The 25,551-nt window shown below is 72.8% G+C and carries 20 protein-coding genes and 1 pseudogene; 13 read left to right on the plus strand and 8 right to left on the minus strand.

Features of this window, described 5'->3' with window-relative positions; translation table 11 throughout:
• Positions 1–428 precede the first annotated feature (428 nt).
• The 11 genes and pseudogenes from glmU to ADL05_RS04945 all read left to right on the plus strand — a co-directional run bounded on the left by glmU (position 429) and on the right by ADL05_RS04945 (position 12,917).
• Positions 429–1,889: a bifunctional UDP-N-acetylglucosamine diphosphorylase/glucosamine-1-phosphate N-acetyltransferase GlmU gene (glmU, locus tag ADL05_RS04890; RefSeq protein ID WP_082376109.1), complete on the plus strand. Its 1,461-nt coding sequence runs from the start codon at positions 429–431 to the stop codon at positions 1,887–1,889.
• 17 nt (positions 1,890–1,906) lie between these two features.
• Positions 1,907–2,875, plus strand: a complete 969-nt coding sequence (locus ADL05_RS04895) for a ribose-phosphate diphosphokinase (RefSeq protein WP_053615770.1) — start codon at positions 1,907–1,909, stop codon at positions 2,873–2,875.
• Between the two features lie 395 nt (positions 2,876–3,270).
• On the plus strand, positions 3,271–3,864 hold the full coding sequence (locus tag ADL05_RS04900; protein WP_053615661.1) for a 50S ribosomal protein L25/general stress protein Ctc: 594 nt from the start codon (positions 3,271–3,273) through the stop codon (positions 3,862–3,864).
• An 87-nt stretch (positions 3,865–3,951) separates the two neighbouring features.
• The gene (gene pth, locus ADL05_RS04905) at positions 3,952–4,587 is read left to right on the plus strand and encodes an aminoacyl-tRNA hydrolase (RefSeq protein ID WP_053615662.1); all 636 of its coding nucleotides are present in this window, start codon (positions 3,952–3,954) and stop codon (positions 4,585–4,587) included.
• 418 nt (positions 4,588–5,005) lie between these two features.
• Complete coding sequence (locus ADL05_RS04910) at positions 5,006–6,472, plus strand: sugar transferase (RefSeq protein WP_053615771.1); 1,467 nt, start codon at positions 5,006–5,008, stop codon at positions 6,470–6,472.
• Positions 6,473–6,475: 3 nt separating this feature from the next.
• Complete coding sequence (locus tag ADL05_RS04915) at positions 6,476–7,267, plus strand: 3'(2'),5'-bisphosphate nucleotidase CysQ (protein ID WP_053615663.1); 792 nt, start codon at positions 6,476–6,478, stop codon at positions 7,265–7,267.
• A gap of 50 nt (positions 7,268–7,317) precedes the next feature.
• Positions 7,318–8,250, plus strand: a complete 933-nt coding sequence (gene cysD, locus ADL05_RS04920) for a sulfate adenylyltransferase subunit CysD (protein ID WP_053615664.1) — start codon at positions 7,318–7,320, stop codon at positions 8,248–8,250.
• A gap of 115 nt (positions 8,251–8,365) precedes the next feature.
• The gene (gene cysN, locus ADL05_RS04925; protein ID WP_053615665.1) at positions 8,366–9,634 is read left to right on the plus strand and encodes a sulfate adenylyltransferase subunit CysN; all 1,269 of its coding nucleotides are present in this window, start codon (positions 8,366–8,368) and stop codon (positions 9,632–9,634) included.
• 111 nt (positions 9,635–9,745) lie between these two features.
• Positions 9,746–10,569, plus strand: a pseudogene (locus ADL05_RS29360) (IS5 family transposase).
• 225 nt (positions 10,570–10,794) lie between these two features.
• Positions 10,795–11,685 carry a sulfotransferase gene (locus ADL05_RS04940; protein ID WP_053615667.1) on the plus strand — a complete coding sequence of 297 codons (891 nt, stop codon included), beginning with the start codon at positions 10,795–10,797 and terminating at the stop codon, positions 11,683–11,685.
• A 122-nt stretch (positions 11,686–11,807) separates the two neighbouring features.
• The gene (locus tag ADL05_RS04945) at positions 11,808–12,917 is read left to right on the plus strand and encodes a glycoside hydrolase family 26 protein (RefSeq protein ID WP_053615668.1); all 1,110 of its coding nucleotides are present in this window, start codon (positions 11,808–11,810) and stop codon (positions 12,915–12,917) included.
• Positions 12,918–13,043: 126 nt separating this feature from the next.
• Here ADL05_RS04945 and ADL05_RS04950 read toward each other — a convergent pair whose 3' ends face one another.
• From ADL05_RS04950 to ADL05_RS04985, 8 genes are all read right to left on the minus strand, one after another.
• Complete coding sequence (locus tag ADL05_RS04950; protein WP_053615669.1) at positions 13,044–14,630, minus strand: glycosyltransferase; 1,587 nt, start codon at positions 14,628–14,630, stop codon at positions 13,044–13,046.
• On the minus strand, positions 14,627–15,085 hold the full coding sequence (locus ADL05_RS04955; protein ID WP_053615670.1) for a polysaccharide biosynthesis protein: 459 nt from the start codon (positions 15,083–15,085) through the stop codon (positions 14,627–14,629). Before ADL05_RS04955 ends, ADL05_RS04950 begins: the two co-directional genes overlap by 4 nt.
• Positions 15,086–15,148: 63 nt before the next feature.
• Positions 15,149–16,708 (minus strand): lipopolysaccharide biosynthesis protein, encoded by a 1,560-nt coding sequence (locus tag ADL05_RS04960; RefSeq protein WP_053615773.1) that lies wholly within the window; start codon positions 16,706–16,708, stop codon positions 15,149–15,151.
• Complete coding sequence (locus ADL05_RS04965; protein ID WP_053615671.1) at positions 16,696–17,577, minus strand: sulfotransferase domain-containing protein; 882 nt, start codon at positions 17,575–17,577, stop codon at positions 16,696–16,698. The genes ADL05_RS04960 and ADL05_RS04965 overlap by 13 nt, the downstream gene beginning before the upstream one ends.
• A gap of 258 nt (positions 17,578–17,835) precedes the next feature.
• Positions 17,836–19,080: a phosphotransferase gene (locus tag ADL05_RS04970; RefSeq protein ID WP_053615774.1), complete on the minus strand. Its 1,245-nt coding sequence runs from the start codon at positions 19,078–19,080 to the stop codon at positions 17,836–17,838.
• Positions 19,077–20,516, minus strand: a complete 1,440-nt coding sequence (locus tag ADL05_RS04975) for a ligase (protein WP_369800890.1) — start codon at positions 20,514–20,516, stop codon at positions 19,077–19,079. The genes ADL05_RS04970 and ADL05_RS04975 overlap by 4 nt, the downstream gene beginning before the upstream one ends.
• The gene (locus tag ADL05_RS04980) at positions 20,513–22,303 is read right to left on the minus strand and encodes a Wzz/FepE/Etk N-terminal domain-containing protein (protein WP_053615673.1); all 1,791 of its coding nucleotides are present in this window, start codon (positions 22,301–22,303) and stop codon (positions 20,513–20,515) included. Before ADL05_RS04980 ends, ADL05_RS04975 begins: the two co-directional genes overlap by 4 nt.
• 219 nt (positions 22,304–22,522) lie before the next feature.
• Entirely contained in the window at positions 22,523–22,915 is a 393-nt protein-coding gene (locus ADL05_RS04985; protein ID WP_053615674.1) for a hypothetical protein, read from the minus strand.
• A 408-nt stretch (positions 22,916–23,323) separates the two neighbouring features.
• On the opposite strand from ADL05_RS04985, the gene purN reads away from it, so the two are divergent.
• Both purN and purH read left to right on the plus strand, forming a co-directional pair.
• Positions 23,324–23,974, plus strand: a complete 651-nt coding sequence (purN, locus tag ADL05_RS04990) for a phosphoribosylglycinamide formyltransferase (RefSeq protein ID WP_053615775.1) — start codon at positions 23,324–23,326, stop codon at positions 23,972–23,974.
• Complete coding sequence (gene purH, locus ADL05_RS04995) at positions 23,971–25,539, plus strand: bifunctional phosphoribosylaminoimidazolecarboxamide formyltransferase/IMP cyclohydrolase (RefSeq protein ID WP_053615675.1); 1,569 nt, start codon at positions 23,971–23,973, stop codon at positions 25,537–25,539. Before purN ends, purH begins: the two co-directional genes overlap by 4 nt.
• Positions 25,540–25,551 lie beyond the last annotated feature (12 nt).

The raw sequence follows: 25,551 nt of genomic DNA on the forward strand, positions 1-25,551 counted from the left end.
GGGTCGACGTAGGTCTGTTCGTGCAGGGCCACCCCCTGCGGGTTCCCTCGGTCGCATGGCTCGCGTCTCACCCCCTGGGATTCACGTCGGCCTGTCCGTGCACGTCCAACACACGGGGTTCGACGTGGCTCATGCCTCCCCACGGCATCTCCGGGCACCCCATCTGGATGGCCTATGTCTCACTCCAGGTTCGCGTGGGCCAATGTCGCTCTCTGGAACCGGCTACCCGGCGCCCCGAGCACCGGACCAAGGCGAGGAACGAGCGGAGGCCCCAACAAAGCAGGCCCGCTGGGTGGCAGGTGACGCACATGTATCCTTCCCATGTCGGCCGCTGGATCATCCGACGGCCGCCCGTGCGCCGCGCGTGGCGCGCCGCCGCAGGGTGAGCCGACAGTGCAATCGCCAGCTATCACGAGGGGTCCCCTTCAGTGAGCGTGAACCGCCCGGCTGCCGTCATCGTCCTCGCGGCGGGCGAGGGCACCCGAATGAAGTCCAAGCTTCCCAAGGTCCTCCATGAGATCAACGGGCGAAGCATGCTCGGACACGTGCTCTCCGCCGCCCGTGACCTGTCTCCCCAGTACTCGGTGGTCGTCGTCGGCCACGCCCGGGAGCAGGTCCGGGCCCATCTGGCGCAGGCCGCTCCCGAAGCCCTCACCGCGGTCCAGGACGAACAGAACGGCACCGGCCACGCTGTGCGCATGGCCGTGGAGGACCTCGCCTCGCAGGGCGTGAAACTCACCGGGACGGTCATCCTCACCTGCGGCGACACACCCCTGCTCCGTGCCGAGACCCTCGCCGGGCTGGTCGCCGAGCACGAGAGCGAGGGCAACGCCGTCACGGTGCTCTCCGCCCGCGTGCCCGACCCCCACGGCTACGGGCGCATCGTGCGCGACGCGGACGGCTCCTTCACGCGCATCGTCGAGCACGCCGACGCGGCCCCCGAGCAGCGCGAGATCGACGAGATCAACTCCGGCATGTACGCCTTCGACGGCGCCCTGCTCTCCTCCGTCGTCCAGCGGCTGTCCACGGACAACGCCAAGGGCGAGGAGTACATCACCGACGCTGTCGCCCTGCTGCGCGGCGACGGCCACAGCGTGGGCGCCTGGGTCGCCGGGGACTGGCAGGAGGTCCAGGGCGTCAACGACCGCGTCCAGCTGGCCGAGGCCCGGCGCGTCCTGAACGAGCGCCTGCTGCGCGAGCACATGCGCGCCGGCGTCACGGTCGTGGACCCCGCCACCACCTGGGTGGACGTCCAGGTGCGCATCGGCCGCGACGCGGTGATCGAGCCCGACAGCCGCCTGCTCGGTGCCACCGTCATCGGTGAGGACGCCCGTGTCGGCCCCGGAGTCACCCTGGAGGACACGGTGGTGGGCGAGGGCGCGCGCGTGCGCGAGACCACCGCGGACGGGGCGGAGATCGGCCCCGGGGCCACCGTCGGCCCCTACACCTACCTCCGGCCGGGCACCCGCCTGGCCGAGCGGGCCAAGGCCGGCGCCTTCGTCGAGGTCAAGAACTCGAACATCGGTGCCGGATCCAAGGTCCCGCACCTGACCTACGTCGGCGACGCGGACATCGGTGTGGGCAGCAACATCGGCTGCTCCTCGGTGTTCGTCAACTACGACGGGGTCGAGAAGCATCGGAGCACCATCGGCGACCACGTGCGGCTCGGCAGCGACAACACCTTCGTCGCGCCGGTGCACGTGGGCGACGGTGCCTACTCCGGGGCCGGAGCCGTGATCCGGGACGACGTCCCGCCCGGCGCCCTGGCGGTCTCCGAGGGGAACCGCCAGCGCAACGTCGAGGGCTGGACCCGGCGCAAGCGTCCGGGTACGGCGGCCGCGGAGGCGGCGGAGCGGGCCGAGCGGCACAGAGCCGACAACGAGCAGTGACTGTGGGGGAGAAACACGTGAGCGGCATGAAGACCACCGGCCAGAAACAGATGATGCTCTTCTCGGGGCGCACGCACCCCGCGCTGGCCGAAGAGGTAGCGAAGGAGATGGGGATCGACGTGGTCCCCACGCGGTTCGACACCTTCGCCAACGGTGAGATCTTCGTCCGCTACCTGGAGTCGGTGCGGGGCAGCGACGCCTTCGTGATCCAGTGCCACGCGGATCCGATCAACGAGGCCATCATGGAGCAGCTGATCATGGTTGACGCGCTCAAGCGGGCCTCCGCCAAGCGCATCACCGTGGTCACGCCGTTCTTCGGCTACGCCCGCCAGGACAAGAAGCACCGCGGGCGCGAGCCCATCTCGGCGCGCCTGATGACCGATCTGTTCCGCACCGCCGGGGCGGACCGGATGATGGCCGTCGACCTGCACACGGACCAGATCCAGGGCTTCTTCGACGGGCCGGTCGACCACCTGTTCGCGCTGCCGATCCTGGCCGACCACATCGCGAGCCGCGTCGACCTGTCCGAGATCACCGTCGTGTCCCCGGACGCCGGCCGCGTGCGCACCGCCGACAAGTGGGCCGACCGCCTGGGCGCGCCGCTCGCGATCATCCACAAGCGCCGCGACCCGGACGTGGCGAACCAGGTGAAGGTGCACGAGGTCGTCGGCCAGGTCGAGGGCCGCACCTGCGTGCTGGTGGACGACATGATCGACACCGGCGGCACCATCGTCAAGGCGGCCGACGCGCTCTTCGAGCAGGGCGCCGCGAAGGTCCTCGTCGCCGCCACGCACGGCGTGCTGTCGGGCCCGGCCGCGCAGCGCCTGCAGGACTCGCGGATCTCCGAGGTGGTCATCACCAACTCGCTGCCCGTGCCCGAGGAGCGCTCCTTCGCCAAGCTGACGCAGCTGTCGATCGCCCCGCTCGTGGCCCGCGCCATCAGCGAGGTCTTCACCGACGGCTCGGTCACCAGCCTGTTCGAGTAGCCGGTCGTCGCCGCTCTCCGGCGGCGCCCCGCGGGGCGCCGCCGGAGAGCGGCGCGAGGGCGCGGACGCGGTATCCTGTCCTTCGCGCACCGAGCCCCGGCCGGGCCCGCGAGGCCGTATTAAAGGGGTCCGCGGAACCAGTAGACTTGACCGAGTGTCCCCGTGCCCAGACGGAGCCCTTGCGGGCTGCGTGTGGCAAAGCGGGCAGGGGTGCGCGACGAGCGTTCCCGGGCCGGACGGGTCCGGTGGCGGCTCGCCGGGCACGCCTGGAACCAGCGCGGTCGCGTCCCCTGCTTGTGGGGTGACCCCGCCGCTTCCCCGCCGAGGGCGGGAATCGTTCGTACTACTGGAGTCGTGTTCCCCGTGCTGCGGGGTTGAACCCGAGGAGTTTTGTCGTGTCCGAGGTACGTATCGCTGCCGAGCCCCGCACGGAATTCGGCAAGGGCGCGTCCCGTCGCGCTCGCCGCGCGGGTAAGGTGCCGGCCGTCCTCTACGGCCACGGCACCGAGCCCCGCCACCTGAACCTGCCGGGCCACGATCTCATGCTCGCCCTGAAGACCCCCAACGTCCTGATTCGTCTGGACGGCCTGGACAAGGACAACCTCGCCCTTCCCAAGAGCGTGCAGCGCGACGCCATCAAGGGCTTCCTTGAGCACGTCGACCTGCTGGTCGTGTCCAAGGGCGAGAAGGTCGAGGTCGAGATCAACGTGACCCTGACCGGTGAGGTCAAGGCACCGGGTGTGCTCAACCAGGAGCTCGTCACCGTGACCGTCGAGGCCGAGGCCACCCACATCCCCGAGGGCGTGGAGTTCAGCGTCGAGGGCCTGGAGGTCGGCGACAACCCGACCGCCTCCCAGCTCAAGCTGCCCGAGGGCACCACGCTGGTCACCGACCCCGACTCGCTGCTGCTCACCGTCTCCGCGCCCCGCGTGGAGGAGGAGCCCGCCGAGGGCGAGGAGAGCACCGAGGGCGAGTCCGCCGCCGAGTAGGCGAAGGACGCCACCACCGCATCGCGAACGCGCGGTCCCCGGTTCCGGGGGCCGCGCGTTCGTCGCGTGGCCGATAGGGTCGGCCGTATGTGGAGCTGGTGGCGGGGGTCGAAAAGGTCGGGCGTCAGGAAGAACGAGGACATGGCTGAGACCGAGCGGTGGCTGGTCGTCGGGCTGGGCAACCCCGGCCCCGCGTACGCGGCGAACCGGCACAACGCGGGCTTCATGGTGGTCGACGCGCTGGCCCGCGCCGCGAACGAGCGCTGGAAGTCCCACAAGGCCCGGGCCGAGGTCGTGGAGACCCGGCTCGACGGTACGCCGGTGGTGCTGGCCAAGCCGCGGACGTACATGAACCTCTCCGGTGGCCCCACGGCCGCGCTGAGCGCCTTCTACAAGATCCCCGTCGAGCGGATCATCGTCGTCCACGACGAGCTCGACATCGACTACGGCGCGCTCAAGCTCAAGCGCGGCGGCGGTTCCGGCGGGCACAACGGGCTCAAGTCGCTGACGGCGTCCCTGTCCGGCCCGGACTACGTGCGCGTGCGCTTCGGGGTGGGCCGTCCGCCGGGGCGGATGGACGCGGCCGCCTTCGTGCTCAGGGACTTCTCCGCCACGGAGCGCGGCGAGCTGGACCTCAACGTCGAGCGCGCCGCCGACGCGGTGCGCACCGTCCTCACCGACGGCCTCGACCGGGCCCAGAACGTCTTCCACACCGCCGCCTGACCCGGCCGGGCGCACCGGTCAGGCCCTGCCCGGAGGCCCCGTCCCCGCAGGAGCCGCGCGGTCGCGGTGCTCGCCCGCGTCGCCGGCGGGCTCCCACGACCCGTTGGGCGGCCCTCGTCCTGCTCGGCGCCATGGTGCCCGAGGACGGCTGACCCGGGTTTCGGTCCGGTATCGGTCCGGACACAGTCCGCCGGTACCGGGCCGAGTTGCCCAACAAGCCGACACAGTGCGCGACTTATCCACTACTTTTGGTTACTGTACGGTGCGTCGGCCCTCCGCGTTCGAGGCGGCGTCCCACTCCCGCCCTCCGCGTCGACTCCTGCCATGCCGAGGGTGGTCACGCACAGTGAGTAAATCGTCATTGTCAGTACTCCTGGAGGGATCTGTGGTCACAACCAGCGGGGTGAAGGCCGACCGGATGCAGCCGGCGCCGATCACCACGGGCCTCGGCGGCGCGCGGCGGGCGCGCCCGAGCGGCTGGACGCGCTCCTACGTGGCGGGCCTGGTCGCGCTCGACCTCACCGCCGCCCTCACCGCCACCGCGGCGGGCACCGCGGCCCGCTTCCACGACTCCCTGGACGCGGCGACCACGACCCCCTACTTCCACCTCTCCCTCCTGCTTCCCCTCGTCTGGGTCGTGTTCGTCTACCTCGGCGGCGGCTACGCGCGGCGCTTCCTGGGCGTGGGGACCGAGGAGTACCGGCGGGTCGCCGTCTCCGGCGCCCTGCTCGCGTCGGCCGTCGCCATCGGCGCCTACGCGGTCAAGTTCGACCTGGCCCGGGGCTACGCCCTCGTCGCCCTGCCGCTCATCGTCCTGATGAGCCTGGCCCTGCGCTACACGCGCCGCAAGGCCCTGCACCGGCGGCGGCGCTCGGGCGAGTGCATGAGCGGAGTCGTGGTCGTCGGCTACCGGGTGGCCGCCCGCGACCTCATCCGGCGCTTCCGGGGCGAGATCTACCACGGCATGCGGGTCGTGGGCGTGTGCCTGCCCGAGAGCGAGTCCCTCGGCGGGCGCGCCCCCGACGAGGTCGAGGGCTGCCCGGTCCTGGGCTCCTTCACCGACGCCGCGGACGCCGCCGCCCTGGTCGGCGCGGACACCGTCGCCGTGCTGGCCTGCCCCGAGATGGACGGGGCCGAACTGCGCCGACTGGCCTGGCGGCTGGAGAAGAGCGGGACCGACCTCATCGTCGCCTCCGCCCTCATGGAGGTCGCCGGTCCGCGCACGTCCATCCGCCCGGTGGCCGGTTTGCCGCTGCTGCACGTGGAGCACCCCGAGCTCGCCGGGGCGCGCCGCGTCCTCAAGAGCGTCTTCGACCGGACGGCCGCCGCGCTGGCCCTGATCCTGCTCTCCCCGCTGCTGCTGGTGCTGTGCGCGCTCATCCGGTCGGAGGGCGGCGGACCGGCGCTGTTCACCCAGACACGCGTCGGCAGGGGCGGGGCCGAGTTCACGGTTTACAAGTTTCGTACCATGGTGGTCGGGGCCGAGGCGTTGAAGGCGATGCTCACGCCCCGCAACGAGCACGACGGTGTGCTGTTCAAGATGCGTCGCGATCCCAGGGTCACGTCCGTGGGGGCATGGCTGCGCCGGTACTCGCTGGATGAGCTTCCCCAGCTCATCAACGTGGTACGAGGGGAGATGTCGCTCGTCGGCCCCAGGCCGCCGCTGCCGGAGGAGGTCGCCCAGTACGGGCACGACGTCCGCCGCAGGCTGGTGGTCAAACCGGGGTTGACGGGCCTCTGGCAGGTCAGCGGCCGATCCGACCTCTCATGGGAGGAATCGGTCCGCCTGGATCTGCGGTACGTGGAAAACTGGTCGCTGACGTTGGACATCCAGATCCTGTGGAAGACGTGGTCAGCGGTGATCCGTGGGGCGGGAGCATACTAGCCGGTGAAGAGCATTCGAGACGATCATGAGGTGGCGCGCGACCTGGCGAGCGAGGCGGGTCAGCTGCTGCTGCGCCTGCGCGCCCGGCACGGCTTCGCCGAGCCCGAGGTCCTGCGCACGCTGGGGGACCGGACCTCGCACGAGTTCCTCTTCTCCGCCCTGGGGCGGCTGCGTCCCAGCGACGCGGTGCTCTCCGAGGAGGGCGCCGACGACCCGGCCCGCCTGAGCGCGCGGCGGGTGTGGATCATCGATCCCCTGGACGGGACGCGCGAGTTCTCCGAGCCCGGCCGCACCGACTGGGCCGTGCACGTGGCCCTGTGGGAGAACGGCGACCTCGTCGCCGGGGCGGTGGCCCTGCCCGCGCAGGGCAGCACCGTGTCCACGGTCGACCCGCCGTGGCTGCCCGAGGAGCGCCCGGCCGGCCAGCGGCTGCGCATCACCGCCAGCCGGACCCGTCCGCCCGCGTTCGTGCAGCGGATGGCCACCCAGCTCGGCGCCGAGGTCGTCCCGATGGGGTCGGCGGGCGCCAAGATCTGCGCTGTGATGCTCGGCATAGCCGACATCTACGTGCACGCCGGGGGCCAGTACGAGTGGGACAGCGCCGCGCCGGTCGCGGTGGCGCGTGCGGCCGGTCTGCACACCTCGCGCATCGACGGCTCGCCGCTGCGCTACAACGTAGCCGACCCGCTACTCCCCGATGTCCTTGTATGTCGATCGGAATTGTCGGGTATGTTGTTGGCAAGCATCCGCGACGGCGCGGACCTGGACAGCGCCGGTCCGCACGCGGGGGGCTGAGCGAAGGACCCCTCCGCCGTCGGCCGTGACAGGATTACTAAGGCGGATTCATGGGTCAGGCGAGTCAGCAGGCACCCGGGCGGTACCAGCTTTCCCAGCTGGACGTTCTCGAGGCCGAAGCGATCTTCATCATGCGCGAGGTGGCCGCGGAGTTCGAGCGGCCCGTGCTGCTCTTCTCCGGCGGCAAGGACTCCATCGTCATGCTCCGCCTGGCCGAGAAGGCCTTCTGGCCCGGCGCCGTCCCCTTCCCCGTGATGCACGTGGACACCGGTCACAACTTCGAGGAGGTCATCGAGTTCCGTGACCGGCGGGTGGCCCAGGCCGGGGTGCGCCTGGTGGTGGCCTCGGTCCAGGAGCAGATCGACGCGGGCAAGGTCAGCGAGCCCACCGGCCGCTGGGCCAGCCGCAACCGCCTGCAGACCGCCGCGCTGCTGGAGGCGATCGAGGAGAACGGCTTCGACGCCGCCTTCGGCGGAGCCCGCCGCGACGAGGAGAAGGCCCGAGCCAAGGAGCGCGTCTTCTCCTTCCGGGACGAGTTCGGCCAGTGGGACCCCAAGAACCAGCGGCCCGAGCTGTGGAGCGTGTTCAACACCCGGATCAACCGGGGCGAGCACATCCGGGTCTTCCCGATCTCCAACTGGACCGAGCTCGACGTGTGGAACTACATCCGCCGCGAGCGCCTGGAACTGCCCTCCATCTACTTCGCCCACGAGCGCCGGGTCTTCGAGCGGGACGGCATCCTGCTCTCCGACTCGCCGCTCATCCAGCGCGACGAGACCGAGACCGTGTTCTCCGAGACCGTGCGCTACCGCACCGTCGGCGACCTGACCTGCACGGGCGCCGTCAAGTCCACGGCGGTGGAGCTGGACGACATCATCGCCGAGATCGCCGCGACCCGGATCACCGAGCGCGGACAGACCAGGGCCGACGACCGGACCAGCGAGGCGGCCATGGAGGACCGCAAGCGCGAGGGCTACTTCTAGGCCGCGCGGCCCCGCCTCGACGGGGAGCGTCCGCCGGACACCGGCCGGCCCCCGCCCACGACTCGCATCCCGGCGCTCCGGGCGCACGAACCTCTTCTCCAGGGACCAGGCAAGCATGAACAACGACATTCTGCGGTTCGCGACGGCGGGATCCGTCGACGACGGCAAGAGCACCCTGATCGGCCGACTGCTGTTCGACTCCAAGTCCATCTTCGAGGACCAGCTCGACGCGGTGGAGCGCACCAGCACGGCGCGCGGCGAGGAGCAGACCAACCTGGCGCTGCTCACCGACGGCCTGCGCGCCGAGCGCGAGCAGGGCATCACCATCGACGTCGCCTACCGCTACTTCGCCACGCCCAGGCGCACCTTCATCATCGCCGACACCCCCGGGCACATCCAGTACACCCGGAACATGGTCACCGGCGCCTCGACCTCCGACCTGGCGATCATCCTGGTGGACGCCCGCAAGGGCCTGCAGGAGCAGAGCCGCCGCCACGCCTTCCTCACCACCCTGCTCCAGGTGCCGCACCTGGTGCTGGCGGTGAACAAGATGGACCTGGTGGACTACTCCCAGGACCGCTTCGAGGAGATCAAGGCCGAGTTCGCCGACTTCGCGACCAAGCTCGACGTGCCGGACCTGACCTTCGTGCCGATCTCCGCCCTGCACGGCGACAACGTGGTGACCAGCTCGGAGAACATGCCCTGGTACTCCGGGCCCTCGCTGCTGCACCACCTGGAGAACGTGCACATCGCCTCGGACCGCAACCTGATCGACGCGCGCTTCCCCGTGCAGTACGTGATCCGGCCGCAGAAGTCCGCCGACCCCGAACTGCACGACTACCGGGGCTACGCGGGCCAGATGGCGGGCGGCGTGCTCAAGCCGGGCGACGAGGTCGTCCACCTGCCGTCCGGCCTGACCACGCGGATCGCCAAGATCCTCACCGCCGACGGCGAGGTCGCCGAGGCCTACTCGCCGATGTCGGTCACCCTCCTGCTGGAGGACGAGATCGACATCTCCCGCGGCGACATGATCAGCCGCCCCAACAACTCGCCCGCGGTCTCGCAGGACCTGGAGGCGATGGTCTGCTGGATGACGGACTCGCGCAAGCTCACGCCGCGTTCCAAGCTCCTCATCAAGCACACGAGCCGGACCGCCAAGGTCATGGTCAAGGACCTGCGCTACCGGCTGGACGTCAACTCGCTCCACCGCGACGAGCAGGCCGACCACCTGGCCCTCAACGAGATCGGCCGGGTGCGGCTGCGCGCGACCCAGCCGCTGTTCGTGGACGAGTACTGCAAGAACCGGCAGACCGGCGGGTTCATCCTCATCGACGAGGCCACCAACGTGACGGTCGGCGCCGGCATGGTCGTCAAGGCGGACTAGGCACTGTTTTTTGGAAGTGGGAGCAGAGCAAGGCCTGCTCTGGCAGGCTTGGTGAACGTGCCCGGACGCCATGAAGTCACCGATGCCGAGTGGGCCCTGCTCGCCCCGCTCATGCCCGACGATGCCCCCAAGGGCAAGAAGTGGGCCGACCACCGCAAGGTCATCAACGCGATCCTGTTCCGCACCCGCACCGGGATCCCCTGGCGTGACCTGCCCGAACGGTACGGACCCTGGGAGACCGCAGCTGGACGGCACCGCCGCTGGTCCCTGGACGGCACCTGGCAGAGGATCGCCGACCGGCTCAGGATCGACGCGGCCACCGGCGAGGAACTCATCGCGAGCATCGACTCCACCACCGTCCGGGCCCACCAGCACGCCGCCGGAGCAGCGAAAAGGGGGACACAGCGCGGGACGAACCGGACGGATCTGAAGCACTCGGGCGCTCCCGGGGCGGACTGACCACCAAGATCCACCTGATCGCCGATCAGCACAGGCGGCCCCTGGTGCTGGCCACTACCCCGGGCCAGCGCGGGGACAGCCCCATGTTCGAACCCCTGATGGGCGCCCTCCGGCTGCCCCGCAGCACCGGCCGACCGCGCACCCGCCCGGACCGGGTCCTGGGCGACAAGGCCTACTCCAGCCGCGCCAACCGGGACCACCTGCGCAAGCGCAAGATCAAAGCGACCATCGCCCAGCCCCGTGACCAGCGTGAACACCGCCGGCGCAGGGGGTCGGCTGGCGGTAGGCCCCCGGCCTTCGACCAGGCGGCCTACCGCGACCGCAACACGGTGGAGCGGGCGATCAACCTGCTCAAGCAGAACCGGGCGGTCGCGACCCGCTACGACAAGCGGGCCGCGATCTTCGACGGGACCGTGCAGGTGGCCTCGATCCGGATCTGGCTTCGGGACCTGACCCGTTCAAAAAACAGTGCCTAGGCGACGAGGCCGACCCGGGCCAACCGGGCCGCCCAGGCCGACAGGGCCGCGCGCACCGCGCGCGACCGGGACGAGCGGCCCCGGACCGGGAGGAACACCCCGGCCCGGGGCCGTCGTCGCGCCGGATTCGGAACCCGGACGGGTTGTCGCGTTTCGTGTGCACGCCATGACGCAAGGTCATACCCTGGCCGGGTGGATGACTATCGTCTGGTCTTCGTGGGTGGGATGGGCCGCTCCGGCTCGACCCTGATCGAACGGCTGCTCGGGGAGCTTCCGGGCTTCGTCGCGATCGGTGAGGTCGTGCACCTGTGGCGGCGCGGGCTGCTGGAGAACGAGCGCTGCGGCTGCGGGCGCCCGTTCGCCGACTGCGGTTTCTGGAGCGACGTGGGCAAGGAGGCGTTCGGCGGCTGGGACCGGCTGGACGTCCACGAGGTCCTGCGGCTCAAGGACGGCGTCGACCGGACCCGCTACCTGCCGGCCCTGCTCAGCATCGGGCGCGACGGGGTGCTGGCGTCCCGGGCCGACCGCTACACCGAGCTCTACCACCGCCTGTACTCGGCCGTGTGCCTGGTCAGCGGCGCGCACGTCATCGTGGACGCCAGCAAGCACGCCTCCCTCGCCGCGTGCCTGCGCCGGCGCTACGGCTCCCGCCTGCACCTGCTGCACATCGTGCGCGACCCCCGAGCGGTCGCCCACTCCTGGGGCAAGCGGGTGGCCCGGCCGGACGCCTCGCCCGCCAGCAGCGAGCCGGAGATGGCCCGCTACTCCGCCGGCCGGTCGGCGGTCCAGTGGCTCACACAGAACGCGGCGCTGGACGCCCTGGCCCGGCGGGGGACGCCCACGCTGCGGGTGCGCTACGAGGACTTCGTGGCCGACCCGGAGGCGGAGTTCGGGCGGGTGGCCGCGTTCGCGGGGCACGCCGGGCGCCCCCTCGACCTGGGTACGGACGGTGTGCGGCTCTCGCGCGGGCACGCGGTGTCGGGCAATCCCATGCGGTTCGCGGACGGTCCCGTCGGGGTGCGGGCCGACCACGGGTGGCAGCGGGACCTCGCCCCCTGGCGGCGGCACCTCGTCAGCGCGATGACCTGCCCCTCACTCCGACGGTACGGATACTGATGTCCGGAATGCCGCTGGTATGTCGCACGCCCGGAAACGGACCTTTGGTGATTGACTGAGTACTCTGCGTTGTCGAAACTCACTTGGGGGCGTGGACCGTGGACAGGGGACCGGTACGGGGTATGGCGGCGGCGGGCGCACTGGCGGTCGCGCTGACGGTGACGGGCGTGGGCGACGCGCCCGGACGGGAGTCCGAGCCGGCGGCCGGGCTCGACGAGCTCCCGGTGGACGGATCGGGCTCGCCCACCGCGGCGTTCCTCGGCATGCCGGCCGAGCTCGCGTGCACGGTCTCGGACATCCTGGAGCCCAGCTGCGGGGTCTGGTGGGGCGCCAGCCCCTACCGCGACGACGTCGGGCCGCTGGAGAGCGCCGTCGACCGCGACATGGACATCGTCTACACCTGGCGCGGCATCGACCAGGCCGGTGTGCCGGGCGAACGCGAGCGCCGCATGGTCGCCGAGGGCCGCTTCGTGCACACCAACATCGAGGCGCGGCGCTTCAACCGCCAGGGCCACCCCGCCATCGCCTACCGCGACATCATCGCCGGACGGTTCGACGACAGCCTGCGCTCCCAGGCCCGGGGCGTCGCCGAGCTGGGCGTCCCCTACTTCGTCACCTTCGACCACGAGGCCGACGGCAACCAGCGCTACAACAACCGCGGCACGCCCGAGGAGTTCGTCCGCAGCTGGCGCCACATCGTGGACCTGTACCGCCGGGAGGGCGCGGACAACGCCATCTGGGTGTGGAACGTGACGGGCTGGGCGGACAACCTCGACCGACTCCCCGGCCTGTGGCCCGGCAACGACTACGTCGACTGGATCAGTTGGGAGGCGTACAACATGACCAACTGCGACTTGATGCCGCACTGGGACGGGGTGGACTCCTTCGAGGAGGCGCTCGCCCCCGCCTACGAGTGGATCCAGCAGGAGGGGCCGCGGCACGGCATCGACCCCGACAAGCCGGTGATGATCGGCGAGATGGGCACCACCGACATCGGGCCCCGGGAGACGCTGCGCTGGTACGCCGACATCCCCCGGGTCCTGCGCGAGTACGAGCGGGTCCGTGCGGTCAAGGTCTGGGACAACAAGGTGTCCGAGGGGTGCGACTTCCGGATCGGCGCCAACCACTACGCGCGCCAGGGCTTCGAGATGGCCGGGCGCGACCCCTACGTGAACCTGCCCGACCGGGTCCGCCGGCTGGCCGAGTACGCCCACGGCCGGGACGCGGACTAGGACGGGTCCCCGGAACGCGCTTGCGGGGGCTCGCGTGCTGTCCGCTGGCGCAGGCGGGCTCCGGGCCCGTGGACGAGCGGGTGGCCCGGCCCGGCCCCCGCCCCGGCCGAGGGCCCGGCCGCCTCGCTAGACGCCCTTGCCGCGCAGGTGCAGGAGCCGCAGGATCCACGCGGGCGGCACCCCGCACACCACCAGCAGGGCCAGCGCCGCGCGCCCCTCCAGGGGCCGGTACCGCAGCGTCCGCCCGATCCACCGCAGCGCGGCGCCCCGGCGGCCCGCCGAGGCCTCCGCGAAGGCGATCTGACCGCTCACGCGCGCGTAGCCGCGCGGGACCAGGCGGAACTCGGGGTAGCGCTCCAGCAGCCAGCGCAGCGCGGTCGCGATGGTCTGCCAGCGCCCGGAGAAGTAGGAGCGCCGGTGCCACAGCACCCGGACCCCCGGCTCGGGGATGTTGCGGATCGGCGCCCGCCTGGCCAAGCGCAGCAGCAGCTCGTAGTCCTCGGCATAGCTGCCCGGGATCTCCTCGCTGACGGTCCCGCAGCCGTCGATCATCGCCCGGCGGCGGATGAGGAACGTGGAGGGGTGCAGTTCGGTCAGGCGCGACCGCAGCAGGTCCGCGAACGTGATGCTGGTGCGGTCCAGGACCCGCTCCGCCTGGACGCGGTCGTAGACCACCCGGATGCCGCAGCACACCATCTCGGTGTCGGGTTCGTCGAGCATGACCCTGACCTGGGCGGTGAGCTTGCCGGGCAGCCAGGTGTCGTCGTCGTCGCAGAACGCCACCAGGTCGGTGTCGGCGGCCAGCACGCCCGTGTTGCGGGCCCCCGCCAGCCCCGGCGTCATCGAGTTCGTCACCACGCGCACCGGGCGCGCGTCCCCGGCGCGGGCCAGCGCGGGGTCGGGCTGGTCGTTGTCGAACACCACGATCGCGGTGATGCGGCCGGGGTAGTCCTGGTCGTGGACGGCCTCCAACGTGCGGCGCAGCAGTTCGGGGCGGTCCCGGGTGGGGACGACCACGGTCACGTCCGGCCACGTCCGGGCCTCGGCGGGGCCCTCCGTCGCGGCGTCCGTGCTCCCGGAGGCGCCCGTGCCCTCGGCGGTGCCGGGTCCGTCGCCGTCCGCGCCCGCGGAGATGCCGGGCCCCGGGGAGGGCGCGGCACCGGCGGGGGTGGTCAGCAGGTCGATGAGGGCGCCCGCGCGCAGGGCCGCCCGCTCGGGGCCGTCCTCGCGGTCCTCGCTCACCCGGAACTCGTCGGGGGAGGCCAGCGCCCGGTCGATGAGCCCGGCCAGCTGCTGCGGGGTGGTGCACGAGCGCACCCGCTCGGTGTCCTCCAGCCGCCGGACGAACAGGAGCTGGTGATCGTCCACGTGCTCGTCCAGTTCGGGGTCGCGGGGCACCACGATCGGCAGGTGGCCCGTCCCGCGCGCCTGGAGGATGGTCCCGGGCCCGCCGTGGGTGACCACGACGCGCGCCCGGCGCATCAGCTCGCCCAGCTCCTCGCCGGGCAGGAACGGCGTTCCGTCGGCCTTCCTCGGCGCCGTGCTGTGCCCGTGCTGGACGAGCACGCGCAGGTCGCGGTGGCGGCGGGCGTAGTCGTCCATCCACCGCACCAGGCGGTCGAAGGAGTGGTGGTCCGTGCCCAGGCTCACCACCACGTCGGGGTGGTCGCTGTCGTCGGGCGTCGGAACCTCGGTGGTGGCGTGTTCGGTCACAAGAGCGGTCCTACCGTGATGGCGCTGGGCATGAACGAGCGCTGCTCCTCCCACTGGGCGAGGGACAGCCGGGTGAAGGGGCGGCACAGGCGTGCGGTGAGGGTGGGGGTGTCGATGCGGTCGTAGACCTCGATGTAGACCGTCGGGATCCGCAGGAGCCAGGCCAGCACGAAGAACGGCACGGCCACGCCGGCGCCCGTCGTGACGACCGCCGACGGCCGGAGCCGGCGCAGGACCCGCAGCGCCAGCCAGGTGTTGCGCAGCAGGTTGCCGAGGTGGCGGGTGGTGGGGTAGTGCGCCCAGCGCACGTCCTCACCGGCCAGGGCGGACTCGGCGTCGGGGGTACGGAAGGTCACCCACACGCGCTTCCTGTCCCGCCACCACGGGCGGAGCGCGCGCAGCTGGGCGAGGTGGCCCCCGCTGGACGCCACCAGGAGAACCGGTCGATCGAACATTTCGTCATCATCCCATAACTAAGAGTAGCCAACCAAGGGATCGGGGGAACATGGAACCGACCCTCACCGGCCCGGACACAGCTCCAGCGGACCGCGCAGGTACCACACCGTCGCCAGGTGCCCCAGGGCTCCCGCGCACACCGCCGCGGCCAGGGTCGGCAGACCGGCGCCCATGACCCACGTCAGCAGCGTCGGCAGGACGGCGAACCACACCAGCGCGCTGGCCGCCGCCGCCATCACGGGGCGACTGAACGGATGCAGCACCACCAGGGACCGCAGCTGCCACAGCGGCAGCACCCGGCGCAGGAGCACCGCCCCGACCAGGGCCGTCGCGGCCCCCGTCGCCCCCAGCGCGGGCACCAGCACCAGGCACGCCAGGACGTTGGCCGCCAGCGCCAGCACGTTGTTCAGCAGGTTGAGCCCGGTGCGGCCCGTCATCGCCAGGATCAGGTCGCCCATCCCCAGCGCCGAGGCCGCCAGCTGGCCCGCGCACACGACCACCAGGGCCGCCGCGCCCGTCCGGTACTCCGGTCCGAACAGCCGCATCACCTCGGGCGCGAACACCAGGGCGCCCAGGTACAGCGGCCAGGTCAGGCAGACCAGCCACCCGGTCGCCACCTGGTACAGCCCGCGCACCCCGGCGTGGTCGCCGGTGGCGACCTGCTCGGCGAACCGGGGCTGCGCCGCGTCCAGCACCGCCTGCGTGCCGAACTGGCCCACCGCCATCACCCGCGTCGCGGCGGTGAACACGGCGGCGCCCGCCAGACCGCTGAGCATCGCCACCAGGATCACGCCGCCGCGCTGGATCCCCATCTGCGCGACCCCGGCCACGGCCCTGGGCAGCGCGAAGGTCCAGAACGCGCGCGGAGTCGCCTCCTGGTCCGACGGGACGTCCAGCGCGCCCTCCGACGCGCGTACCGTCGCCGCGCCGGGCGCGCCGTCCGCCACCGCGGCCTCCTCGTCCCGGGCGGCCCGGCGCAGGACGCGCCCCAGCCAGAACCACGCCACCACCGCCGCGGGCAGGTACGGGCCCGCCCACGACAGCGCCAGCAGCCCGCCCGCCCCGCTGAGGGCCACCGCCCCCACCAGCACCACCTGCGCCAGCGGTCGGCCCACCTTCTCCACGACCGCCGTCCCCGACATGTCGTGGTGGGCGCGCGTCGCCGCCAGCGCCGTGTCGGTCAGCACCGCGAACGGCAGGAACAGCGCCAGCAGCCGCAGGTACGTGGCGGCCTCGTCGGTGCCCAGCGCCCGCGCCATCGGCTCGGCGAACATCAGCATCGCCAGCCCCAGCAGGCACGCCGCGGCCACCGTGGGCCCCATCGCCAGGCGCAGCAGCCGCCCGACCCCGTCGGTGCGCCCGAACACCCGCATGCGCGCGATGAAGTACACGAGCCCGTCCGGCGCGCCCACGTTCGCGACCGCCACCGCGACCATGAACACCGACGTCGCCGCGAACAGCAGTCCGGCTGTCTCCTGGGAGAGCGCCCGCGTGATCATCACGATCAGGGCGAGGTTGAGGACCGCGCCCACGGCCGTGCCCATGAGGTTGACGACTCCGCCGCGCAGGACGCGCCGCAGGGCGTGCGATCCGCTGTCCGCCGCGGCGGTCACCGTCGCCATGACGGCGTCCGGCCCCACCACTCGGCCAGGCGGGCGTCGCTGTCGGCGAACCGCGCGGAGAGCTCCTCGCGCAGGGACTCCGGCATCCGCCCCCGGACGCGCGCGTTGTGCCGCCCCGGACTCCGCCCCGACCCGGGCCGCAGGCCCACGAAGCGCTCGATCTCGGCCAGGGCGCGTCCGGTGCCGTCGAACAGGTCGGCGTGGTCCACCACGTGCACACGGTCCCGGCCCAGGTGCCGTTCCATCCGCAGGAGCTGGTCGACGTAGCGGCCGCGCGCCGCGTACGCGTGGTGCTGGTGGGAGTGGGAGCGGTAGTCGGGGTCCGCCGCCAGCCGCTCCTCCTCTCCCGCCAGCCGCTGGGACTCCAGCTCCAGCGCCTTCTCGAACGGCTGGTCCTCGAACCCGCGGGCGGTCTCGTGGGCGTGCGCGGAGTAGGCGCGCTCCACCGGGTCGCGCAGGATCACCACGACACGCACCCACGGCAGGTCCCGCGCGATCCGCTCGGCCGCCAGGGGGTGGAACAGGTAGTACGGGCTGGACTCGAAGACCCGGACCCGGGGACGGCCGCCGCGGGGACGCAGGCGGGACCGCGCCGGGAAGCGGGCCCGGTAGTGGTCGAGGTCGTCCCGGTAGTCCGTGTCGAAGTAGTGCACGCCCTTGCGCAGGGTGGGTCCGACGGCGCAGGGGTGCAGGGCGAGCGCCTTGAACAGCGACGTCGTGCCCGCGCGCTGCGCGCCGCAGATCAGGAAGTCGGGCAGCGCCCGGGTCGGGGCCGTCGCCGTCCCCCACGCGTCGGACAGGGGGAGCAGGGCACGGCGTCCTCGCTCGGCGAGGCGCCGGAGAGGGACAGGGGAGCGGTCCCTGGGCATCGCTGGATCCTTTCGTTGTTTGTTTCGGGCCTCCGCTCGTTTCTCGCTTCGGCCTGGGCGCCTTGAGAACGGGAACCTTCGCGCCTGGAGGTACACTTCCTCGTTCCTCGGGAGCGCACCTCCAGGCCCTCCAGAACCCCGTCGGCGCGGTCCGGCCTCAGCTACGCCCTCGGCCCGCAGAACACTGGCGCGCCCCCCGCGAACCCCCGGTGGTCCCGTCACCGAGCCACTGGGGGCTCTGGCTCCTTCGGGCGGGGCTCACACCGCGCCCAGGGGAGGGTCGTCGGCGTGGGAGGCCTCGTGTGCGGCTCTCTCCTGGAGGCCGTCGAGGGCGGGCAGCAGCCAGTCGTCGACGGAGGCCAGGTGGCCGCCGCTCTCGGACTGGCGGTCGTGCAGGTAGCGGGTGGCCAGGTCGATCAGGTACAGGGCCATCACGGTGGAGACGGTGTGCGCGCGCAGCCCGGTGTCACGGATCAGGGGGTCGCGCAGCAGCCGGGACCCGCTGTCCAGCCAGCGGTGCACCCCGGGGTGCACGCCCGCCTGGACGCACTCGTTGAGGTCGTAGTGCAGGGCGTCGAACCCCACGGGGGCGTCCATGGCCAACCGCTCCCAGTCCCACACGAAGGCGCGCCGGGACGTGCTGGCGATGTTCCAGCGGGTCAGGTCGCCGTGCCAGGCCCCGAACGGGACGCGTACGTCGGGCAGGCGGCGCAGGGCCGCCCGCAGCGGGGCGGCCTCGGGGCGCGCGCCCAGGGCCACGATCCGCTCCTCCAGGGCGCGCCGGTACGGGCTGGCGGACAGGAAGCGCTCGCGGACGCGGGCCAGGTTGACGATCTGGACCACGCAGCGGAGCAGTTGGCGCCGGGTGGGGCGGTCGGTCTGGTCGCCCACCGGCAGGGCCTCCTGGACGAGCAGCGGCTGGCCGTTCCACTCGCCCTCGTACAGCAGGCGCGGCACGGTCACGTCGCTGAGCCGCGCGTCGGCCAGGAGGCGCAGGGCGCGGGTCTCGGCGCGCACCAGGCGCCCGGTGAGCTCGTTGATGGCCACCTTGGCGTAGCCGATGGTGCGCCCGGCGGGGCTCAGGAGCAGCAGGACCGGCTTGCGGTTGGCCCGCGGGGGGCCGACGTGGATGGCGATCGCGAGGTCGCGGTCGAGCGCGGCGGTGAGCGCGTGCTCGATCCCGGGACCGGCTCCCACGTACAGCCGGTCGCGCAGGATCAGCGGGGCCAGACCGGTGGCGAAGGCCCCGGTGAGCAGGAGCGTGCGCAGCCGCTCGGCGAACGAGTGGCCCTGGGCGAACGAGGCGATCCCGCGCGCCGCCGCCCACCGGTTGTGCGCGGGCAGGATCACCCGCGGGCTCTGCGCGTTGGGCACGGGCAGGTACTGGCTGCCCCGGTCGCGGCGGACCAGCCTGCGCACGCTCCCGTCGCCGGGGCCGAGCAGTCCGCCGCACGGCCACAGCACGGCGGCCACGTCCGTGAGGTAGGTCGTCTCACTGTTCACCATCGACCTCCGTGGCGGTGCGCGGGGGCTCCGGCCGGCACCGACGCCCCGCCCCGCCAGAGCAGGGCGACGGCGATGAGGGTGACGGCCAGCGGAGACATCAGCGCGACGTAGAAGAGCATGTACCAGAACAGCAGCAGGATCGTGAGCAGCGCGGCCTGCCCGACCGGGGTGGTCACCGCGCGGTGGCGCCAGACCGTGAACGCGAAGAAGGCGAGGAAGAACGCGGTACCGACCCAGCCGTTCGCGATGAGGGTCATCCACAGCTGGCCGGCGTTGCCGATCACGTGGTGGCCGCACGTGGGGCACTCGGGGCTGGGGCCGATCGCGATGGACTGCTCGCTGCCCAGCCCCTCGCGGGTGGTGCCCCACCCCAGGACCGGGGACTGGTCGGCGGCCACCACGGACTGGGCGTTGGTGGCGGCGCGGCCGTCGTCGCTGTGCGGGTTGTCGGCGCGGGTGCGCACGACGTCCGCCAGGGGAGAGGCGGCCAGGACCAGCAGCGCCACCGCGGCCAGGACCGCGCAGCCGCCCACCAGGGCCACCCGCCCCCGGCGCAGCGCCTGGACCGCCGCGAACACCAGGGAGAGCGCCAGCCCCATCCACAGGGCGCGGTTGAGCGAGTAGACGATCGGGACGATGGACAGGGCGGCGACCGCGACCGAGGCCCAGCGCACCCACCCCGTGCGGTGGACCGACCACGCCACCAGCATCCACACCAGGAGCAGGGACAGCATGTAGCCCCAGAGGTTGGTGTACTCCCAGGGCGCCTTGGGCCGCGCGGACTCGTAGCCGAAGATGTCCATGACCTGCGCCGACGCGGGATGGATGAGGGCCTGCATGTAGGGGTCGCCGGCCAGCGACGCCGGGAGCAGGTACTCGGACGGTGCGGTGAACTCGAACCGGGGCGCGAACATCCCGAGGTAGCCCCCGGCGATGGTGGACAGGCACAGCAGTGCCAGCGCCCACAGCACGAGGCGGGTGGGCAGCTCGCGTTCGGACAGGTTGCCGACGTACAGCAGCAGGACGGTCAGAACCAGGTAGTTGACGACCCGCAGGACCGCCCCGCCGTAGCCGCCGCTGCCGGGCACGGTGCCGGGCAGGTCCATCGGGACCAGGAGCAGCCCGACCACCGTCCACACCAGGAACAGCGCCCACAGCCAGAACCCCGGCGGCACCCGGAGTCCCACGGTCCTGTGGCGGCGCACGAGTTCGGCGGCCATCGGCACCGCGAACAGCCAGTACGCGAACTGGCCGAGCCCCAGGGCCCACCACAGCGGATACCCCGCCAGCAGCCACAGCAGCGGCCACCCCGTGACCCGCTCCGCCCAGAGGCCCACCCCGAGACCTGCCCTAGAGCCCGGCCCGGGATCGGTATCCGGGCCGACACCGGTCGGCCGGGCCGCGGCGCCGGACGCGGGCGGACGTCGTGTCATCGGCGCCCGGCCTCGGCGTCGGCGGACACGCGCTCGTCCGGACCCGTCCCCGTGGCACCCGAGGCCGCCGTGGTCCCGGCGGCGCTCGTGGACCGCTCGGCCCCACCGGACGGCGCGCCCTCCCTGGCCGCGGGCACCCGGCCGGCCCCGGCAGGGGCGCCGGGGACGGTCGAGACGGCGGCGTCGGTGGCACCGCCGCGCGCGGGAGCGGGCACGGTGTCCTCGGCGCGCGGCTGGCGGGGGAGCACGACCGTGCCCGGGACCGGCGCGCCGAAGCGGTCGGCGGTCGCCAGGAGCCCGGCCAGGGCGGCGCGGGGCGTGCGCCCAAGCTCGACCACCGGCAGCAGCAGGTCGGCGGTCCCCGCCAGGGCGTGGGCGTCGGCGCGCTCGCCGGTCGAGGGCAGGGCGACGACGACGTACTCGGCGGTGGAGCGCAGCAGGTGCAGCAGGTCCTCCATGGCCGTGCCCCGCACGGGGGCGTCCAGGTCGGCCGAACCGTGGCGCAGGACCCGCAGCAGCGGGGCGGCGTCGGGCCGGACCGCCAGGTCGGCGGGGTCCTCGCCCTCGACCAGCGCCTCGGCCAGGCCGGGCCCGTCCGCCAGCCCCAGCAGCCCGTTGACCGGCGCGGTCCGCGGGTCGGCGCACACCAGCAGCGTCTGCGCGCCCGTGCGGGCCAGGGCGGCGGCCAGGTTGACCGCGGCGACCGCCCCGGCCCGGCCGGACGTGGTGGCGGCGGTGAACAGGATCCGCCCGGGCGCGGGCCCGTCGGCGGCGTCGGAGACCGGTTCGGCGTCGCCGACGGGGGCGAGCCGGGTGCGGACCAGGTGCGCGGCCTCGTTCACGCGCTGGCCATCGGCCTCGTCGTCGCCGAGCAGGCCGACGGCGCGCTCGGAGCGCCGCCCCCCGGACAGGTCGAGCAGGATCGGGACCCCGCTGAGCCGCGGGGTCTCCTCGGTGTCGCGCAGGCACGGGTCGAGGCGGTCGCGGGCCACGGCGGCGAGCAGGCCCGCCAGCAGGCCGAGCGCGGCCCCGCCCATCAGCCACAGCGCGGGGATCGGGGAGGCCGGGCCCTCCGGCGTCGACGCCGGGGTGATGACCTGGCCCGGGTCGATGGTCTCCTCCAGCGCGCCGAGCGGGCTGATGCCGTTGCCGAGTTCGGCGATCTCCGCGCGCAGCGCCTCGGCCCGGGCGTCCGCCCCGGCCCTGGCGGTGCCGGCCGTCCCGGCGCTCTCCGCGGCCAGTTCGGCCAGCGCCTCGTAGCGGGTCTCCTGTTCCGCGCGCAGCGCGTCGAGCTGGGAGCCCACGAGTTCGCGCACCTGCGCCTCGCGCCGGTCCAGGTAGGCCCGCGCGTAGGCGTCGGCGCCCGCGCGTGCGGCCTCGGCGCTGTCGGCGGTGTAGTGGATCTCCAGCACGTTGCTGTTGGGCGGCACCGTCACCTCGACCCGCTCGCGCAGGTCGGCGGTGTCGGGCGCGGCTCCGCCGGACTCCGCGAGCGCGTCGGCCGCCTGGGCCGCGACCTGGTCGGACAGCACGACCTGTGCCTCGGTGTCGAGGTTGACGTCCCCGGCCACGCGGCCGGAGCGCTCGCCGGTGAGTTCGGCCACGCCCGTCGGCCGGACCTGGACCGCCGCCGTGGCGGAGTACGAGGGGGGCACCATGAGCACCGCGGCCGTGGCGAGGACCAGTCCGCCGAGCACACCGGCGACCACCAGCCGCAGGCGGCGGCGCAGCAGGGCGGTGTACTCCCTTAGTTCCGGTCCGGACGAGCCGGGGGTCTCGGTGTCCATCGGATCCTCTCCGCACACGCGTAGGCAACACTTTTAGTGAACGATTGCATACTAAGTGTAGTCCCTTTGGGGGTGCCTGCTGCTTTGGGAATCAGCCGTTTCCACTAGGAGGAATGACCGGAATCGGGCCCAACGGGCGGCGCCGCCGGGCGGGCGGCAAGCGAAGGGGCGGCGGGAGAACTCCCGCCGCCCCTCGGAGACCGTGTGGTGCCGCTCGCCTCACCAGCCGACGGCGGTGGGCGGCAGGCCCGTCGACTCCTCCCAGGCCTCGTCGCACTCGGACTGCGTGGCGACCGTGTGCGCCCGCGCCGAGCAGTCCCGGTAGTCGGCGACCTCCTCCTGGTAGGCGATCGCCACATAGGTCATCGTCCCCGACATCACCAGGCCCACCAGGCCGACCGCCACGCTCAGGATCGCCCCCGGCGCCGTGGTGGAGTTGGCCCGCGCGGCCCGTCGTGCCCGGAAGCCCTGGACCACGCCGAACACCGACAGGACCGCCCCGTAGGGCGGGAGCAGCAGCCCGGCCATGCCGAAGAACAACCCCCACAGGCCGCCGCGCTCCATCCGGGGAGGCTGCCCGTCGGTCCGGGGCTGAGGGCTGTTGTCGGTCACAGGTTCACTCCTTAGGAACGCCCCCAGGGCGTCATGGTCCGCTTCCGCCTGCGCGGGAGCGTATCCGGTACCGGCACCCCGAGGGGTCCCGGGGCTCCGGTCGGTCCGCGGCGGGGTTCCCGAAACGTGTGGTCCCCGTGGGGTAGACGCTACCCGGACCGATAGGGTTGGGACGCGGACGGGCCCGGTCGGCCCGCCCGTCGCCCGACAGCGCCCACGGGGGCGGCTTCGCGGGGGAGGCGGGCCACCCCGAACGACGTCCGCGGTGCGGTCCGGCTCCCTGCCCGGACTCCGTGCCGGGTGTCCCTGTTCCTCCGGATGCTGCGCCGTCCCCCGGCGCCCCCGGACGCGGGAGGACTCTCCCGCACCGTTCTCTACGACACCTGGGAGAAGCATTTGTCCGCGCGAGTGGTCATCCTCATATCGGGCACGGGCAGCAACATGGCCGCCCTGCTGGAAGCGGCCCAGGACCCCGCCTACGGCGTGCGGGTCGCGGCCGTGGGATCCGACCGTGAGGGAACCCGTGGGATCGAACTGGCCCGAGCCGCCGGTGTGCCCACGTTCGTCGTCAACTTCCGCGACTATTCCGACCGCGGCGAGTGGAACCGGGCGATGGCCGAGCGGATCGACGAGCACGAGCCCGACCTGGTGGTCTCCGCCGGGTTCATGCGCATCCTCGGCCCCGACGTCGTCGGCAGCCACCCGGCGGTCAACATCCACCCCGCGCTCCTGCCCTCCTTCCCCGGCGCGCACGCCGTCCGTGACGCGCTCGCCCACGGTGTCCGGGTGACCGGCACCACCATCCACTTCCTCGACGAGGGCGTCGACTCCGGTCCGATCATCGACCAGGTCGCCGTGCCCGTCGAGGACGATGACGACGAGTCCAGCCTCCACGAGCGCATCAAGGCCGTGGAGCGCGAGATGCTGGTCGACACGGTCGGCAGGCTCGCCCGCGAGGGCTGGACCATCGACGGCAGGCACGTGCGGTTCGGTCGGACCGCGCCCGGCCGCACAGAGCACAGCGTCAGCGACGCGACCGACACGAAGGAGAACCGGTGACCCAGCAGGCCATCAGGCGTGCGTTGATCAGCGTGTACGACAAGACCGGCCTGGAGGAGCTGGGCACCGGTCTGGCCGAGGCCGGCGTGGAGATCGTCTCCACCGGCTCCACCGCCGCGAAGCTGCGCGACGCCGGCGTCCCCGTCACCAACGTCGAGGACGTCACCGGCTTCCCCGAGATCATGGAGGGCCGGGTCAAGACCCTGCACCCCCACGTGCACGCCGGACTCCTCGCCGACCGGAGCAAGCCCGACCACGTCGCCAGGATCGAGGAGCTGGGCATCGCCCCCTTCGACCTGGTCGTGGTCAACCTCTACCCCTTCCAGGACACCGTCGCCTCGGGCGCCTCCGAGGCCGACTGCATCGAGAAGATCGACATCGGCGGGCCCGCCATGGTGCGCGCCTCCGCCAAGAACCACGGCAGCGTCGCCGTCGTCGTCGACCCGGCGAGCTACGGCGCCACCCTGGAGGCCGTCCGTGAGGGCGGCTTCACCCTGGACCAGCGCAAGCGCCTGGCCGGGCTGGCCTTCCAGCACACCGCCACCTACGACGCGGCGGTCGCCTCCTGGTTCGCCGGCGCCTACGCCCCCGACTCGGAGGCCGCCGACTCGGGCTGGCCGGGCTACCTCGGCATCGGCTACGAGCGCGAGAGCGTCCTGCGCTACGGCGAGAACCCGCACCAGAAGGCCGCGCTGTACACGGTCGCGGGCGCCCCCGCCTCCGGCCTGGCCGGCGCCGAGCAGCTGCACGGCAAGGCCATGTCCTACAACAACTACGTGGACGCCGACGCCGCCCTGCGCGCCGCCCACGACTTCGACGAGCCGTGCGTGGCCATCATCAAGCACGCCAACCCCTGCGGCATCGCGATCGGCACCGACAACGCCGAGGCCCACCGCAGGGCGCACGCCTGCGACCCGGTGTCGGCGTTCGGCGGCGTCATCGCCACCAACCGGGCCGTGGGCGCCGAGCTGGCCGGGCAGATCGCGGAGATCTTCACCGAGGTCGTCGTCGCGCCGGGCTTCGAGCCCGCCGCGGTCGAGATCCTCACCAAGAAGAAGAACATCCGCCTGCTGGTCGCCGACGCCGCCGGTTTCGGCTCGGGCGTGGAGAACCGCCAGATCAGCGGCGGCCTGCTCGTGCAGTCCCGGGACGCGATCGACGCCGAGGGCGACGACCCCGCGACCTGGACCCTGGCCACCGGGACCCCGGCCGACGAGGACACCCTCGCCGACCTCGCCTTCGCCTGGAGGGCCGTGCGCGCCGTCAAGTCCAACGCCATCCTGCTGGCCTCCGGCCGCGCGACCGTCGGCGTGGGCATGGGCCAGGTCAACCGGGTGGACTCCGCCCGTCTGGCGGTCACCCGCGCCGGTGAGCGCGTGAGCGGCTCCGTGGCCGCCAGCGACGCCTTCTTCCCCTTCCCCGACGGTCTGGAGATCCTGACCGGGGCCGGGGTGAGCGCCGTCGTCCAGCCGGGCGGCTCCGTGCGCGACGCCGAGGTCATCGCCGCGGCCAAGGCCGCCGGCGTGACCATGTACCTGACCGGCACCCGCCACTTCTTCCACTAGAGCGAGGGGAAC

Source organism: Nocardiopsis sp. NRRL B-16309, assembly GCF_001279585.1.
Lineage (GTDB): Bacteria > Actinomycetota > Actinomycetes > Streptosporangiales > Streptosporangiaceae > Nocardiopsis.